The sequence below is a fragment of the Paenisporosarcina sp. TG20 genome (genome assembly GCF_000286315.1).
GTDB lineage: Bacteria > Bacillota > Bacilli > Bacillales_A > Planococcaceae > Paenisporosarcina.
The window spans coordinates 1-16892 of record NZ_ALJG01000365.1; the positions used below are offsets into that span (position 1 = coordinate 1).

16 protein-coding genes are annotated in these 16892 nt (G+C 35.1%); 11 read left to right on the forward strand and 5 right to left on the reverse strand.

Translation table 11 applies throughout. The features are described 5' to 3' along the window. Positions 1-44: 44 nt before the first annotated feature. On the forward strand, positions 45-173 hold the full coding sequence (locus tag B371_RS24340) for a hypothetical protein (RefSeq protein ID WP_255348680.1): 129 nt from the start codon (positions 45-47) through the stop codon (positions 171-173). A 157-nt stretch (positions 174-330) separates the two neighbouring features. Continuing rightward, the gene (locus tag B371_RS0120520) at positions 331-615 is read left to right on the forward strand and encodes a hypothetical protein (protein WP_019416209.1); all 285 of its coding nucleotides are present in this window, start codon (positions 331-333) and stop codon (positions 613-615) included. Between the two features lie 67 nt (positions 616-682). On the opposite strand, the gene B371_RS0120525 is transcribed toward B371_RS0120520, so the two are convergent. After that, a complete protein-coding gene (locus B371_RS0120525; protein WP_019416210.1) occupies positions 683-1654 on the reverse strand; it encodes an IS30 family transposase in 972 nt (323 codons plus the stop codon). A gap of 875 nt (positions 1655-2529) precedes the next feature. On the opposite strand from B371_RS0120525, the gene B371_RS0120530 reads away from it, so the two are divergent. The 7 genes from B371_RS0120530 (at position 2530) to B371_RS0120555 (ending at position 11811) form a co-directional block, all read left to right on the forward strand. After that, positions 2530-4281 (forward strand): sensor histidine kinase, encoded by a 1752-nt coding sequence (locus B371_RS0120530; RefSeq protein ID WP_019416211.1) that lies wholly within the window; start codon positions 2530-2532, stop codon positions 4279-4281. Continuing rightward, complete coding sequence (locus B371_RS0120535) at positions 4274-4909, forward strand: response regulator transcription factor (protein ID WP_019416212.1); 636 nt, start codon at positions 4274-4276, stop codon at positions 4907-4909. Before B371_RS0120530 ends, B371_RS0120535 begins: the two co-directional genes overlap by 8 nt. Before the next feature lie 151 nt (positions 4910-5060). Continuing rightward, the gene (locus tag B371_RS22280) at positions 5061-6494 is read left to right on the forward strand and encodes a S8 family serine peptidase (protein WP_050995819.1); all 1434 of its coding nucleotides are present in this window, start codon (positions 5061-5063) and stop codon (positions 6492-6494) included. A gap of 259 nt (positions 6495-6753) precedes the next feature. Beyond that, positions 6754-7701: a S8 family serine peptidase gene (locus B371_RS24205; RefSeq protein WP_255348681.1), complete on the forward strand. Its 948-nt coding sequence runs from the start codon at positions 6754-6756 to the stop codon at positions 7699-7701. After that, entirely contained in the window at positions 7623-9203 is a 1581-nt protein-coding gene (locus tag B371_RS24345) for a S8 family serine peptidase (protein WP_255348683.1), read from the forward strand. Before B371_RS24205 ends, B371_RS24345 begins: the two co-directional genes overlap by 79 nt. A 910-nt stretch (positions 9204-10113) precedes the next feature. Beyond that, positions 10114-10374: a hypothetical protein gene (locus B371_RS0120550; protein ID WP_019416213.1), complete on the forward strand. Its 261-nt coding sequence runs from the start codon at positions 10114-10116 to the stop codon at positions 10372-10374. A gap of 459 nt (positions 10375-10833) precedes the next feature. After that, positions 10834-11811 carry an LCP family protein gene (locus tag B371_RS0120555; RefSeq protein ID WP_019416214.1) on the forward strand — a complete coding sequence of 326 codons (978 nt, stop codon included), beginning with the start codon at positions 10834-10836 and terminating at the stop codon, positions 11809-11811. Positions 11812-12070: 259 nt separating this feature from the next. Here the strand turns inward: B371_RS0120555 and B371_RS0120560 are convergent, their stop codons facing one another. The 3 genes from B371_RS0120560 to B371_RS22295 are packed head-to-tail and all read right to left on the reverse strand — an operon-like array spanning position 12071 to position 13875. Next, positions 12071-12919 carry an alpha/beta fold hydrolase gene (locus B371_RS0120560; protein WP_026023156.1) on the reverse strand — a complete coding sequence of 283 codons (849 nt, stop codon included), beginning with the start codon at positions 12917-12919 and terminating at the stop codon, positions 12071-12073. A gap of 54 nt (positions 12920-12973) precedes the next feature. Next, positions 12974-13219 carry a hypothetical protein gene (locus tag B371_RS24215; protein ID WP_019416216.1) on the reverse strand — a complete coding sequence of 82 codons (246 nt, stop codon included), beginning with the start codon at positions 13217-13219 and terminating at the stop codon, positions 12974-12976. A 14-nt stretch (positions 13220-13233) separates the two neighbouring features. Continuing rightward, complete coding sequence (locus B371_RS22295; protein ID WP_019416217.1) at positions 13234-13875, reverse strand: alpha/beta fold hydrolase; 642 nt, start codon at positions 13873-13875, stop codon at positions 13234-13236. Positions 13876-14153: 278 nt separating this feature from the next. Here B371_RS22295 and B371_RS0120570 point away from each other — a divergent pair, with 278 nt between their 5' ends. Next, positions 14154-15242 (forward strand): diguanylate cyclase, encoded by a 1089-nt coding sequence (locus tag B371_RS0120570; protein ID WP_019416218.1) that lies wholly within the window; start codon positions 14154-14156, stop codon positions 15240-15242. Positions 15243-15366: 124 nt separating this feature from the next. On the opposite strand, the gene B371_RS0120575 is transcribed toward B371_RS0120570, so the two are convergent. Continuing rightward, complete coding sequence (locus B371_RS0120575) at positions 15367-15936, reverse strand: GNAT family N-acetyltransferase (protein WP_019416219.1); 570 nt, start codon at positions 15934-15936, stop codon at positions 15367-15369. A gap of 467 nt (positions 15937-16403) precedes the next feature. Between B371_RS0120575 and B371_RS0120580 the strand changes: the two genes are divergently transcribed. Then, complete coding sequence (locus tag B371_RS0120580; protein ID WP_019416220.1) at positions 16404-16607, forward strand: hypothetical protein; 204 nt, start codon at positions 16404-16406, stop codon at positions 16605-16607. Positions 16608-16892 lie beyond the last annotated feature (285 nt).

Sequence of the window (16892 nt, forward strand, 5' to 3'; positions counted from 1 at the left end):
GTTCTTAGTCTTCGTTCCATGCGTTCATGCGGGGTTTTCAGTTCGTGGTAGTCCCACAGGAAAGATTAGGACCAAAGCAATTTGGTCCTAGTCTTTGCGACGAAGCTAGCGTAGCGATGCAGGAGCAGATGTTTTACGCCGCATTGCGCTACAATCAAACGATACCTGATTAAAATAAATGGATAATTAATATTAAAAGCAATTAAATGTTCGTGTTTATTATCGAATTGAGGAGTTATGAAATTGACTCAATTATATGACATTTAATTTTTAAATTAAGATTGTGAAGAAAAATTAAAGAATCCTCAAAGTTTATAAGGAGGAATATTGATGTCTAAGATGAGAAGAATATTTTTTTATATAGGTAATTTATTCATTGGAATTATTTCTTATTATTCTTTTTTATATTTTTGGATGCTCTTAAGTTGGGGAGATCCTATTCGCTTTTTCTCTGTTGAGACACTTATTACTTTATGTATAAGTACTGTTATTTTTCTCGGTTACAACTACTTATTGCTGAGGCAAGAAATAAATCCGAAAAAGTATTGGTGGATTGCGTTAGGAGTTACATTATTTTCTATTATAGCTATTGTGTCAATAATCGAGTATTCATAAAATGATTGCATAGTACGTATAACCGTTTGACTGTGATCTATGAATCACTTTTTCCAAGTCTGTTTTGTCAAATTAAGCGAGACAGAATATCCTGATCGACATGTTCAGTAACATGGTCCATGAAACACTCAATGGGTGTCTGGTAATTCAGTGATTTTCTGGGTATATGGTTTCTTCGTAAGGCAACACTAGATATATAGTCTTGTCCAACAGGACGAAAATCCATTTCTTTTGGTAATCCATTCTGACGAAGAAGGCCGTTAGAATTTTCATTTAATGCTCTTTGAGAAGGTGTTCCAGGATCAGCGAAATAAATATCAATATCATGATGATTACTGATGTTTTTCCAATTGGAAAATTCTTTACCACAGTCGAATGTAATTGATTTAAATAAGTGTTTCGGTAAATGATCAAACCATTGATTGATGGCTTCTTCAATGTTGATTGCTTTTCTCCCAGCTGGTTTAATGGCAATAATGCACTTACTAACCCGCTCGACTAGCGTGATGACTGCACTCTTATGGTGGCGTCCGACGATTGTATCACCTTCAAGATGTCCGAATTCTTTTTGATAGTTTTGATGTTCACTATCTCTATCGAGAATGCTGCGTCTGAAAGCCTGTTTCCCTCTCGTTTCTTGGTGACCGTTTGGTTTTCTTTTGCCCTTCATCGGGAGATTTTCTTGATTGAAAACACCTGATTTAAACAATCGATAAAGTGTGCTTGTACTACAAGAAATGGACTTTTCGTTTCGACCAACAATGACATCAGGCGTCCAATTTTGACGTGTTTTTTCATTAATATAGTCAATTTCAGAAGAAGGTAATTCAATATTTGTTCGACCGCAATTTGATTTGTTCTCTTTATAGGTAAGGTAGATATCAAGCGCTGTAAGACCATTCAGCAATTGCCTAATGACTCGATAGATTGTTTCGTGACCACGCTTTAAGTTTAGGGCTATTTTCCGTCCACTATGACCAATGGAATAGTATTCTTCTATGAATATCAGTTCTGTTTTGGTAAGATGGGAATAGGACATGTCTGATACACTCTCCTTATTAACTTTTGTCGGTTATAATTGAGTGTATCATGACATGTCTTTTTTTGGTGTCTCGCTTAATTATACAATCCGCGAAGTTATAACCTTAAATTGACAGGTAAGTTATTGCGCTTACAATTGTTATTGTAATCTGTTTAGTTAGATATCTAATTCGTATGATGAAGAGGTGTGGAAACAAGAAACCTGTAAACTGGGAAATGTATATTTGTGATCGGAAAAGAGAAAAAACACTGGAGTATTTTCTCAGTGTTTTTTTGTTCTAATTTTAAGTAAGCCTTTTGAAACTATTCATGAAGATGAATAAACGCATCAAAGTGGGAAGATAGAATAAGTTTCTAAATAACAATTCTTTCGTTATGTTATTATTTAGTTTAATATCACGAAAGATTCTGATTTAAAAGGGTAGTTTAGTTATATTGAAAGTGATCTCTACTGAAAATCACCTATTTCTTCTCCCTCTTTTCACTGGATGTCTACGACTTCTGCATTCCCAAGGGACGTTTTCTGGAGCAGGTAAGAATTATAAGCTACAGGAGAAAGAATGTCTTCATATGAAGTCATTTGAAAAAACATTCACTGATCACGGTTGAAGATACTAAGATTTAATAGAAGAATAAAAAGATTAAACATCCCTCAATGACGAGTCAGCATAATCGGAAAACTGAAACATGTATTTTTAATCTTATATAATTTCATCAGTTGAACAATTTATTTAAGCATGAGGAAATAGGAGAATCATAACTAAAAGATACAATAACATTTTGATAGGGTGAATATTATTGAAACTTAAATCTTATAGGCAATCCCTGGCACAGATATTTATGATGGTAATCTCGTTTATTGGGTGGTCAATTGTGTTTTACTCAATTATGAATTTACCTAGTATTAAGAATCCATTCTTATTATTATTTTTAATGGCTTTTATTTTAATATGTGAATACTACCCCATGCCTTTCCGAAAAGGCAATTCCTCACTTACTTTTCCAGTTATTTATCTCATTTATTTAGTGCATGGATTAGAGATTACGATTGTTCTATATTTTATCAGTGTTTTATTAACTGCTTTACTTAATAAAAGACCAATTCGGATTATCTTCTTCAATCCGGCTCAGTTGGTTCTTAGTTTGACCTTAGTCCATATATTCAACGCTTGGATAATGCCACTAACCCAATTCTCGGAATTTCCGGCTACTTTATTATCCTTTTTAGTATTTATTAGTTCATTTTATCTTATCAATAATCTGATTGTGGATATTGTTCTTTTCCTTAGACCTGAAAAATATTCATTTTCCATATGGGCTGAAAAAGGCCGAGGAGAAATCTTTAGTTTTTCAATTTCGTTAGTTTATGGATTTCTCATCCACTTTTTAGGTGAAAGAAGTAGCGGGGAAGTTGATGTTTTTTCATACTTTTTTTTCCTCTCACCTTTAATTTTCCTAGCCATAATAAGTTCGACTATTATTCGCTTAAGAGCAGATAAACAAAGATTGAAAGCTTTGTTTCATTTTTCGTCAGAATTAAATAAATCCATACCTATAATTGACTGGGAAGATAATATTAAGATTTTACTAAATAAAGTAGTTTCATATGAAGAAAGTTTTTTATTTACAAGAGATGAAAAAAAAACGTGGCGGCTAGCTATTTCAGAAGGCTATCAAAAACTACATAATGAACAATTTGAGGATTTAGAAGAATTGAATCGTGTAAGGGTCACCACTGTTTATAACAAAGGGGAGTTAAACAGTTCACCTTTATCCAAATACTTTAATGATCACATTCACGCAGCTGTTTACGCTCCTCTTATTCTTGATCATGAATTGGTAGGCTGCTTAATTTTGACCAAGACGCGCACAAAAAGTTTTGTCGTACAAGACGTACATTCAATCTCAACAATTGCCAACCAATTAGCCATCTTTCTAAAAACTCAAATGTTATTTTCTGAAAAAGAACAGAGAATTTTGTTGGAAGAACGGAATCGTATTGCACACGATATTCATGATGGAATTGCACAAACTTTAGCAGGTGCAGTTATGAAACTTGATATAGCAGAAAAGAAAGTAACATCTGAGCCAAAAGTAGCCCAAAGTCTAATAAGTGATAGCAACAATGTTTTAAGAAAAGGATTAAAAGAAATTAGAGACTCTATTTATGCACTGCGTCCTTATCCGACTGAACAAGTGGGGTTGCATACAGCAATAAATAATAAAATTGACGAACTTAGCCAGGAGACCGACTTAGATATTTCTTTTGAAAGTAGAGGAATTCAAATCAGACTCAGTTTATTAACTGAAAAAGTTATTTTCTCTATTATTCAGGAAAGTATTCGAAATTGCATGAAGCATGCGCAAGCTTCAAAAATCAATGTTTTATTAAGCTATCAAAAGGAGCAAATTTATTTAAAAGTAAAAGATAATGGAATTGGATTTTCTTTGTATGAAGCAATGACAGCTGCCATGAAGGAACCACATTATGGAATCATTCAAATGAATGAAGATGCTGCAAAAGTAGGTGCTACGCTTCAAATTGATAGTCGTGAAATCTCTGGGACAGAAATCATAGTAAGAATTCCTAAGTTGGGATATGAGGGGGAAGAAGTGATTGATTAATGTAGTCTTAGTGGATGACCATGCAATCTTAAGGGATGGTCTTAAAACCATAATTGCTCAGGAAAATGATATGACAGTTGTTGGAGAAGCCACAGGTAGTATTCAATTGCGGGAAATATTAAAAACAGTGAATCCAACTGTTATCATAATGGATATTAATATGCCCGAAATGAACGGAATTGAATTGACTAAATGGGTGAAAAGTAAATACCCAACTATTAAAATAGTTATTCTGACGATGTATAAAAATGATGAATACTTTATGGCATCCATTAGAGAAGGAGCTGATGGTTACTTACTCAAGGATTCCCCATCAGAAGATGTAATCGCAGCCCTCCGAACAATTAGCAATGGAGAATCTGTGATTCCTGCTAGCATGACAAAAAAATTGATTTCTCTCCATCATGCTGAAAATAACACTGAAGATAACTCGTTGACTGCACGAGAAATGGAAGTTCTTTTAAAGTTAGTAGAGGGATTATCAAACAAGGAAATTGGTAAAAGGTTATTTATTAGTGATAAAACCGTTAAGATACATGTGAGCAACATATTTAAAAAGTTAGATGTAAAAAGCAGATCACAAGTAATTATTTACGCAGTACAACATAATTTAGTTCCATTATTGTAACAAATTAACTGACGTTCTCTACTACTTAAGTTGTAGTGGGGGACGCCTTTTTGCGTAGATAAAATATGCCTGAAGTTGAATATGGATTAGTAAAGAATTATGAAATGATTAGTATGTCTTAATATTCTAAATTCAGAGGAGCGGTTATTCAGTGAAAAAAAGTATTAGCCTCATATGCATTATTAGCTTAGCAGTAGGCCTTGTTTTTAATTCATCAGCTTTTAATCAAAAACCCATGGCTGCAAGTGAAGAAATAGTGATTGATTCTAAGTTAGCACAAATTCTGAAGGTTGCAACATCACCCGTCGAAGTCATTATTTCCTTTAGAGATGGGGAGAAAGTTGAACAGAATAATTTACAAACGCTTAAAAATGTTGGAATTAAAGATGCAGTTATTTTTAATAATCTCCCTATTGTCGGCGCTCTTTTGACAACAGACCAAATTGATAAACTATCCACGGAACAAAGTATACAATCCATTTACTACAATGCACCATTACAGTATGAAAATGAAAACTCTACCATTACAACTGGAGTTGACCAAGTACGCGAAGATAATGAGTTACAAGCTGCTAATGGAGGGTTTCCAATTACCGGTAATGATATCGGTGTGGTCATAAACGACAGCGGTGTTGATGGAACACATACGGACCACTCCCTTGGGCGCAATCTTAAGCAGAATGTATTGGCAAGTACAAACCTCAACAGCACAATTGGATTAGTGCCAATCACATATATCGAAAACGTCCCAAATACAGATACAAGTTCCGGTCACGGTACTCATGTAGCAGGGATTGTTGGGGGAACTGGTGCAATGTCTGGAGGGAAATATGAAGGTGTAGCGCCTGGAGCTAACTTAATAGGATATGGTTCCGGAGCAGGAATTGCCATACTAGATACAATCGGGGGCTTTGACTATGCACTTACCCATCAGCGGGAATATAACATTCGTATTATCACAAACTCTTGGGGTGATACTAGTGACTCAAACACTGATTTTGATCCAAACCATCCAATAAATATAGCAACCAAAAAATTATATGACCGAGGTATTATCACAGTTTTTTCTGCAGGAAACTCAGGTTCTAGCGAATCGACGATTTCAGGTAATTATAAAAAGGCACCTTGGGTAATCACTGTTGCGGCTGGAAATAAGGATAAGGAGCTAGCGGACTTCTCTTCCCGAGGGGTGAAAAGTAAAGGAGGAAGTGTTGTGGTCGATGGTGAGACTTTCCATTGGGCAGATCGTCCAACAGTAACTGCACCAGGTGTTGATATTATTTCTACACGTGTTGTTTCGCCACTTTCACCACTAAGTGCACAAAAAGATGTCAATATATCGCCAGCACATTTACCCTACTATACAACATTTAGCGGTACGTCCATGGCAGCACCCCATGTTGCTGGAATAATTGCCTTAATTTTAGAAGTAGATCCGACTCTTTCGCCTTTAGAGATTAAAGAATTGTTACAACAAAGTGCCACTCCTATGGAAGGTCATGAAACATGGGAAGTTGGTGCCGGATATGTAAATGCGTATGAAGCGATAAATACCTTAATAAATACTTCACTGACTATGAATTAAAAGAGTTAATGTTTATCCAGAGTAAGAGTAAATATTGAATAATTGGGTTCCGGTGGAATATTAATGTATTAACCAGTATTGACTCATTAAAATAAAGAACTGTTTTGATTAGCAACTCTCTTACAATATACTGCTTTGGTTGTAAGCAATTATAGTACGTTAGCTTTTAAAAATATGTCCTTAGCTTAATAGATTAAAGATTTTAAAAAGGTAATAATTACAGTGTGAGTTATTAAACTTGATGAAAAGAGGTTGGAAAATGAAAAAACTGATTATCATTTTGGCAATAATACTATTGGCTTTCCCAACAAGTTCTATCTCACAAGCAACGGAACTTGGCACTACTAATACAATAGTAGACAACAAAGTCTGGTCGTCTCTTAATGAAATTGGAACAGCAGAAGTGATTATAACGTTCAAGGGAGATCAAAAGCCCACTGATTCTCAAGTTAAATTTGTAGAAGGATTAGGAATTAATTCTGCTGTCACGATGCATAGCCTGCCAATTATGGGTGCTACTGCAACAAAACAGCAAGTTGAAGATTTAGCAGGAAATGATGAAGTACGATCCATTTATTTGAACGAAAAATTAACTTATTTTAATGCAGACGCAACTACTATTACAGGTGTTGATAAAGCACGCACTGATGAAGGATTTAGAAAACAAAACGATGGCTTCCCTGTATCCGGCAACGGAGTTGGAGTAGTTATAAATGATAGCGGTGTGGATGGAACTCATAAAGATCATGAATTTGGTAGAAACCTTGTACAAAATGTATTAGGCACGACGAACTTACAGGGTACTGGAATTGTACCAGTTTCCTATACTGAAAATGTTATCAATACAGATACAAATTCCGGTCATGGCACACATGTTGCTGGTACTGTTAGCGGTACGGGTGCACTTTCAGGAGGTAAATATGAGGGGGCTGCTCCAGGAGCTGACCTAATAGGCTACGGTTCAGGTGGTGCACTATTCATATTAGATGGTATTGGTGGATTTGATTACGCCATTACACATCAAAGAGAATATAATATTCGGGTCATTACAAACTCATGGGGTTCTTCAGGTGACTTTGATCCAAATCATCCAATTAACTTAGAAGCAAAAAAGCATTTGACCGAGGTATCGTCGTATTATTTGCAGCAGGCAATGCAGGGCCCGCTGAAAATACACATAATCCTTATGCTAAAGCACCTTGGGTAGTATCAGTTGGTGCAGGTGAAAAAGACGGCACTTTAGCTGATTTCTCTTCAAGAGGAACAAAAGACGTAGGTGGAACTTTTGATTTAGACGGTAAATCATGGACGTGGACAGATGCTCCAACGGTCGTAGCTCCGGGAGTTGATATTATCTCAACCCGTACAGTTGCACCTGTCACTACTTTAGCAGCAGAATTGGATGCAGAGTTGATTGAACCAGCTCACCTTCCTTACTATACAACAATGAGCGGAACTTCTATGGCCACTCCACATGTAGCCGGAATAGTAGCCTTGCTTTTAGAGGCTGACATTACACTTTCACCTGACGAAGTAAAAACTACTTTACAACAAACGGCAACAAACATGCCTGGCTATGAGTCTTGGGAAGTCGGTGCTGGTTATGTGAACGCGTATGCAGCATTAGATATGGTTTTTAACGACAAAGCATATGGCGCTACTTTAATTAGCTCGAAAGATTTTAATGCAGAAGTTGTTACAGAAACAAAAAATGAAGATTTTGCAGTAGAATACACAGTGTCTACTAGTACACAGCACATATTTACAGTAGAAGAAGGTTTATCTACTGTATTTGCAAAAGCTAATGCTGCTGGTGTTCTTGAGCAGACCGGAAATCCAGTAAATCTTGTACTTATCGCTCCAAATGGAACGGAGTATAGTTCGGGGATAAGCTTGTTGTTCCCGACAACTTATGATCGTACTGTGATTGTTAACAATCCTATTGCAGGCGAATGGACATTAGAGATACGTGGCCTTCACGGCAACACATTAAACCCTGTCGGTCTTGCTTTACCTGAGACAGTAAAAGGTTCGATTAAATTTACAAAAGTAAATGAAATCACGGGTCTGACCGATATTGCTGGTCACGAAGCAGAAGCTGCAATTGCCATGGGTATCCAAAACAGATTGTTTGATTCAAATGCTAATGGCTCATTTAAACCGGATGCAAAATTAACAAGAGCTCACTTAGCGAAGTATTTAGTCATGGGTGCTGAGATTCGTCAGAACTTGCCTACAACTAGCAGTTTTACAGATGTTTCACAGGCAGATAGCCCATTTGCAGAAGCAGTTACTGCAAACGGAGCTGCTTTCAGAGATTACAATCAAACGTTCAAAGGTGTTATGCAATCAAAAACGAACGGTTCATTTGATCCTAATGGTTCTGTATCAAAAGCTGAATTAGCTTATTCTCTTGTTCAAAGCTTGGGACTTCAAGACCAAGCTGAAGCATTTGAAGGCAATGTAACCGTGCAATATAAGGATGAAAGGGTTGCAATACAAGATGAAGCAACTATTCCAGCGCATCTAAAAGGCTATGTACAATTGGCATTAGACTTAAATATCCTGAATGCCACATTCTCAGTTACACAAGGAAAATATGATTTGGAACCTACTGTAAACGCTTCATTTTCACCTGCTGAACAAGTATCACGTGGTGATTTTGCTGTAGCGTTTAGCCGCTATTACGGAGTGTTTTTCTCGAAATAATATAAAAGATAAGAAACAACATTGCTCAAAGGCGATGTTGTTTTTTTTTGATTCATTTATTTATAAGAAATGATCCTTGGAAATTCGCGTCCATCACTTGAAAATCGTCATTGGTTTTAATTGTAAATAAGATATACTGGATGTAAGTTAAATATTCTATAAGTGCGTGTTCAAAAAGGAGCATAAAAAGAGCCGAGTAGCAAGTCAAAGAAGAGATACGACAGCTATTTTTAGCGGACTTTTTGAACAACCTCTATAAATAATTCAATAATATGAAAGGAATGATATATTGAAAACATCAACTGGATTATTAATCCTTGTCGTTTTAATGCATTTCATTACTCTTTCTAATATCACTCTTTTTGATGGAAAATTAAATGGAATAGCATTATAGGCTAGTACAGGGTTATTCATTGCGGCGATAACTTTCTATTCAAATGGGTAGATCTAAAGAAAAAAAGACCGTAAATGAGAAGTAACGTATTACTTGCACCTAGGGTCCTTCATTCTTCAGGTTATAGAGCAGTAGTTTTGCCGTCCAAAGCGACCCGGTAACCGAAGTCGATACAGTTGGATAAATTAGTAAGTAAATAATAAATACTTCTGACAAAAAGGTTAAAACAAAGCCGGATTTCGTAAACTTTATCTATAATAGAATTACTCTAACTATCCAAGCAGTAAAAAAACTTTCATCTATGACATCGTTCAAGTATTAAGAATTTCACAAGACATATCCAGGAGTAGTCGGAATTGCATTTTCGGCTACTCCTTTTTGTGAAAAAAAGAATGATTAGTAGGTTTCATTTAACGATACAGGTTAACTGTAATTTGTTTTTAGTTGCCCTTACCATCATGGTAAACGAACATAGACTACTATTGTTAGTTAAACAAAAATAGGAGTTGAGTTAAAATGAATGATCATTACCGTTATAACCCACATCACCAGAATCAAAATCCTCATCACAACCTATATCATTTTAAAAACAAGGTGTTGAACGAAGTCGAGGGAATTGTTCAATACGGATTAAAAGAAGGGCAATATACTTCCTACACACATGCATTACGAGAAGTTTCAGCTATTGCATATCTTATGGGTATGGGATATGAACCTATGATAGCCAGACAAATGGTTGAATCTTGGGAAATCAACGAAACATTTTATCCGCAATAATACTCAGGAAAGATAAAGGCAATAGGTCGTTTTAATTTAATATTTGACGAATATTCATTAACTATGTGTGAGGCTATAAAACTGTATAGGAAGTTTTGTAGGGCTATACAATATTCAATTACAAAAGGAATATGGAATACGTTATGGAAAAGCTTTTAGATTAATTTAATTAAGAGATTACTGTCAATGTAGCCCCTTTTGAATGGGGCTCTTCAAGTTTATATCAATTAAAAATAATCGATAAAATGATTTCGCTTTCACTTTAAGTCCTACTTGATCTTTAAGATCAATAAGAATTAAACTTGTAAATTTTACTAAAAAGTATCTTTGATAAGTATATATTCATTTGATATGTTGATTAAACTCTTAAAATGTTAAAAGGCATAGATTAATAACAGGAAGCTAATTTTTATTTTTTCTCGGAGTTGCAAACAATTTTTTTAAAAAGGAGTACATACAATGAACCGCCACGATTATCGAAAGACGAAGGCTAAAAGAAGTAGGACAATCGTTAAAATTGGGCTGGTTTTCTCTTTAATTTTGTTAGGTAGTCTAACAACGTATGGTGTTTATTTAATGAAAAAAGCTGAAAGCGCTGCGGGAAATGCGTACGAAACCGCTGGTGGTCGTATGAAATCGGAGCTCCGAGACAAAGAAGTGGAACCGTTAACGGATAATGTCTCCATTTTATTCATCGGAGTGGATGATAGTGCGAAAAGAGAACAGGATGGAACAGACACTAGCCTTTCGGATGCCTTGATGTTCGCTACCTTGAATAATACAGAGCACTCTATAAAACTGGTTAGTATACCACGTGACACTTATACGTATATTCCGGCTGCGGGTTATGCAGACAAAATCACACATGCATATGGCTATAACGGTCCTCTATCGACCATTGAAAGTGTGGAACAATTACTCGAAGTACCGGTCGATTACTATGTGAAAGTGGATTTTGACGCATTCATTGATGTGGTCGAAGCAGTAGGCGGAATCGAAGTTGAAGTCCCTTATGATCTGGAAGAGCAGGATGAGAATGATCAACAGGGAGCCATTAAGCTTAAACAGGGATTGCAGCATCTTGATGGCAGAGAAGCATTGGCACTCGCGAGGACCCGTCACTACGACAATGATATCCAGAGAGGACAACGACAGCAAGTGATCCTGGAAGCAATTTTAGACGAAGTGCTCTCAGCTAGTTCCTTTATGAGATATGGAGAAGTGATTGATGCAGTTGGAAACAACATGAAAACCGATATGACATTAGATGAAATGCAAGCATTTTTTGAATATGCCAAAGACGGGATGCCCTCAATTGAAAACCTAACACTTGCTGGATATGATGATATGTCCACTAACTTCTACTACTGGAAACTTGATGAAGAGGAGTTGCAGCAAACTCAACTTCTACTTCAGAAACACTTAGAAATAGAGTAATTAAATTTCCAAAGTGATGGTAATAAAACTATAAGTAATCGACTCCGGGAACATCTGGACATTTAAGCAGTATCTGTATAAGCTTCAAATAAAGCTCGCCTAGTGCATAGGTGGGCTTTATTTAACGGTTACGAATAAGAGTAGAAAAGAAGTCCATTAGAATTCAAAAGAGGATAATTTACTTTAAATAATGCATCATCTTAGCATTAATGTCTACACCCTACATTCCGCAGCAGGATGCCTGTACTAATATCTCGTTTCATACACTGAGAGATAGATTCCAATTCTTACGTATTTCATTAACTACAACATCCGGTTTATCCCAATGCAACATATGGGTTGTATCTTCAATCAACTGGACATGGCCATTGGCTTTTTGTCTAAATATATCTGATGCAATAGTTCGTTCATCATCCATTTGCATTGGTAACGTCGCCCTCAATAATTGGATATGTGGTGGCAATTGTTGATAAATGTCTTCAGTTTCATGCTTATGCATGGCTTGAATTATATGTTTTGCCGTTGTTCCTCTTGCATGCCAAATTACTTTATTGTTCAATTGGATACCTAGATCTTTAACTGCAACTTCCAAAAGAGGAGACCATCTAGAGTAGACTCTTTTTTCAGTTGTTAGGAACTCAACCCAGTTATTAAAGACGTATTCTTCAAAGTCTTTTTCGTAATAAGCTATTTCTTGCTCCATAGATTTTCCCCCGCGCCATTTAGTCTGGTACCCACCATCAATGAGAATTGTGCCTATCACCCTATTAGGGAAAATAGACAAGTAATACAGTGATACAAAACTTCCCCAAGAATGGGATAAGAAATAAAATCTATTAATTTCAAGAATATCTAAAATACGATGAAGCCATAAAGCAAGATAAGGATATTCATATTTTTCGGCATCCAAAAAAGGAGGAGTTTTACCGTGTCCAGGAGCATCTAATGAAACTATTCGATAATCTTCTTTCAATTTTTCAGCAATTTCAATAAAGCTTAGGCTAGTACTACCTAATCCATGAAGACAAAAGATTACCGGATGCCTTTTGTCCCCCCATTCCGTAATATGTACATCTAAATCATTGTCTTTAATATAATATCTTTTCATCTTCATTCAATTTAACCACCTTTTACTTGGGCATTGTTCCAGCTATCACCCTATTCAATAAGAAGTTTGTTTAATAACTTTAAGGATTCCATTAACCACAATATCAGGACGATCTAGGTGCACAGCATGAGTTGATTGTTTGGCAAATAATAATATACTGTTTCGGGAAAGAGTAATTTGCTTCTTAATTAATTCGTGCCATGTTTGTTCAAATAATTGTATTTCCCACTCCGGTAAACCTTCTTCAATCCCGATTCGGGTATTAAACTCCTTATCTCGACCAATGACTAAGAGAGGCACATTATTTATTCCTCCTAAACTCTTGATAACTTGGCATCTTTTCCCCAGTTCTTTATTTCAGAGTGCATAGCTTTATATAAGGAAGGTTTTTGTTGAAATTCAATTAGTCTTTGTTGTATTTCATCGGGCAATTGCTTTTGTTTATGTGTAAGAATAGGGTTTATTATTTCACTTAATTCATCTTGTTTCATTAATGAATAAGAGGTACATTTTTCAAGCCATACTTCATCGGTAGATTCCCTATTTAAAACAGGTAAATCTAACTTATCCAAAATATTTAAATCCACTGAAGTAGAATCTACTAATACTAAAGCTCTAACGTTTTTATTGTACATTTTGACGTAATGCTGTGCACATAGACCACCGTAAGAATGACCAACTAATATTACAGGTTCTGCTATTTTCAAAAGGGCTAATAATGCATGAAGTTCTTCTGCAGCATCATGAGTATTTCGGTTATCATCACCTATTTCACTCTCACCAAGTCCAGGTCGATGAAACATCAAAACTTGATTTGTTTTACTTAATGTCTCGAAAACTTCGTACCACTCCTCAAATGAGCAACCCATCCCGGTCAGGATCACAATGGGAATACCGTGTTGACCCTTTTGTAAAACCTCAACTTTCTTGTCATTTATCACCACAAAATGCTTCATATTAATTGCCCCTTTATTGAATTATAACAAGAAACTAAATTCATATATATGTATGAAAATGGATTGATTAAAAGGCCAAAAGCGTTGCTATGAACTTTGTTTATAATCATCATTTTCACTGAACCTGATATGAGTAAAAAGGTGTATTTATTTGTATACTATTACAAATAAATACGAGTATAATAGGTATAAAGTATATTAATTCTACTTGATTTCCTTGGACTTAGTGGCTATTATTGGTAGAATGATTACAGGATTTTAAAATAGGAGTTTTGTATATGGAATCAATGGTATTTTTCTTTTTAGAGAATATGGCGTTAATTATTGCCTTGATGTTTTTAGCTTTGAAAGGAAAGGAATTACTCCTTTTAAATATTAAGAGCCCTTTTATGTGGTTGTGGTTATCTTCTTTTTTCATAGGTTTTTTAACTTTTTCGGTTATGTATAACTCATTAGATTATGAGGGAATGCATTTGGATTTAAGAGAGGTTCCTTTATATTTTATCTCTTACGTGGGTGGATGGAAGTTAGGGATTATATCTAGTATTTTTCCTTCATTTTACCGATTTCACCTTGGAGGCCCTACGGCTTTACATGGGATTTTATTATCAATTTTACTCCCTGTATTAATTGGTGCTTTATTTCACAATAAAAAAACATTTAATCCAACTCTTAATATAATTAGCATTAAACGTATGATGATAGGACTTGTCATATTTGAAATCATCAAATCATTTTTAATGATTTGGACAACGCCAGCTACACTTTCTATAACAATAGCGATGTTCTTTTTTGCATTTATTGCCGTTTTAGCTATGGGACTTATGTTGAATGATGCTCACCAAAATATAATTTCAAGAAGAGAACTTGAATATCAATCCAATCGAGACTCAATGACTAATTTACCGAATATACGATATTTTAATAGAAAAGTTGAAAACCTTATTTATCAAAAAAAACCAATTGCTATTTCCATGTTTGATATTGATTATTTTAAATCTTATAATGACACACATGGTCATCAAAAAGGTGATTTGTTACTTAGAACCCTAGGGCAACTTTTAACTGATAGTGTAAGTAAAGAAGATTTTATCGCTAGGTATGGGGGAGATGAATTCATTATTTGTTTTTCTAATGTATCTAACCCAGAAGATGTTACTAACGCTACGAATTTGTTCCTAAAGAACGTCGAGGAATACAATTTCGAAGGAGAAGAAACACAGCCAGGGGGTAAATTAACCATTTCTATGGGGGTTAGTTTTTCATCTGAAAATCAAACATTAGAACAAATAATTGAAGAAACCGACAGTGCTTTATATCATTCAAAAAAACATGGAAGAAACCAAATCACTATATACGGATTATGATTAATATAAAGTGTTAAGTATCTAAAGTTTGTTGCCATATGAAACTTTCTTAGCATACATATTATGTAACTCTTTCATAGAGTGATATGAAAACAGGAAAGCCCTGCTCGGAACAAGATTCCGATCAGGGCTTTTTGATGATTTTTGCATAAATGCACGTATCGGTTAATTGTTTTCCGTCTACTGAGAGGTCCTCATTTTCTAGAATCCCTTCCAGTCGGAAACCTAACTTTTCAGGTACGGCACGACTTTTCAAGTTTTCCGATTCTGTTCGTATTTCTACTCGTTTCATTTCAAGATCATCAAGTGCGTAACTGCATAATTTTTCAATGGCCTCCATCATATAACCATTTCCACTATGCTTCGTATCGATCCAATAACCTATTTCCAGTTTTTGAACTTCCCAGTCGATGTTGTGAAAACCTGTGGTTCCGATGAATTCTTCCGTATCTTTATTAAAAATTAGGAAGCGTAAAGCGGTTCTACTTACAAAACTAGCAATGGATTGTCTGATGTTTGCCTCTGTATCTTCTGGGGTTGGCATGGTTTGTGCAAAAGGTAACCATTCTTTTAACTCGTCTATTGATGATGCAATCGCACGATTCACGACTTCTCCATCACCTATTTGAGGCATACGTAAAACCAATCGCTTTGTTTCAAGTGTTGTAACTACATCTTTTAATAGGCTATTCATACGAATTCTCCTTAATAAGAAATTATTCCTATACTTTTATAATAATGGGTTTTCGTTTGTAATATCAAGATAAATTATCTAAAGGATGACGTTACTTGATTCAGGTCACGACTATTTCTTACGGTTAATTCTAAAGCGGTTCAATGGACGTTCAGAATATTAGTCATATCTCTATTAAAAAGTCATCGTAATGGTCAATACAAACAATTACTAATTCTCTAGTATATAAGTAATACGATTAGCATAAAGAGGCCATTGAAACTCTTTTTTCAATGGTATTTAAATGTTGCGTTTAGAGTTTATTATATCAACAAAACTAGGAGGGAATAATCGGGATAATGTTTACAAAAGAGTTACATAGACTTAATAAATTGAGAGTCAAAATTTGATACGATGTAATTGATTCATCATTTCAAATAAAAGGAGAGAATTGTATGCATATGTGGAAAAAAATATAGGTTTCAGCATTGGCAATTCCATTAGTTTTTAGTGATTCTGTGGTAATGCAAGGGTTAGTTGCTGCAAGTAATGACGTCACTCGTGAGGAGATTATTAAATCTATAAACCAATCTATGGATATTGGATTTGGGAAAGGAAATTCGATTTCTAAAGGAAGACCAACAGTTGAACTACGTATCTTAGGTATAACAATATTCATACAAATTTCATGAACTATGACTATTACAAAGACGCAAATCAAACAGTTTAGGTCTTGCGAAAACAGCCACATTAAAGTTGGAAGACAGGGAAGAGTACCCATCTATAACTGCTATGGAATTAATTAAATATGATGCGGCTACTCTGGGTAATCACATTCTGCGACTTTTTTATTTGTTGCAGAAGCTAAATAACATTGAAAATTAATCAAATAGATTGTTAACACAAAAAAGTATCATACTATTCTATTAAAACTCTACTTTTTATTGCTATAGACCTTGTTAAATAAAAAGTTAATT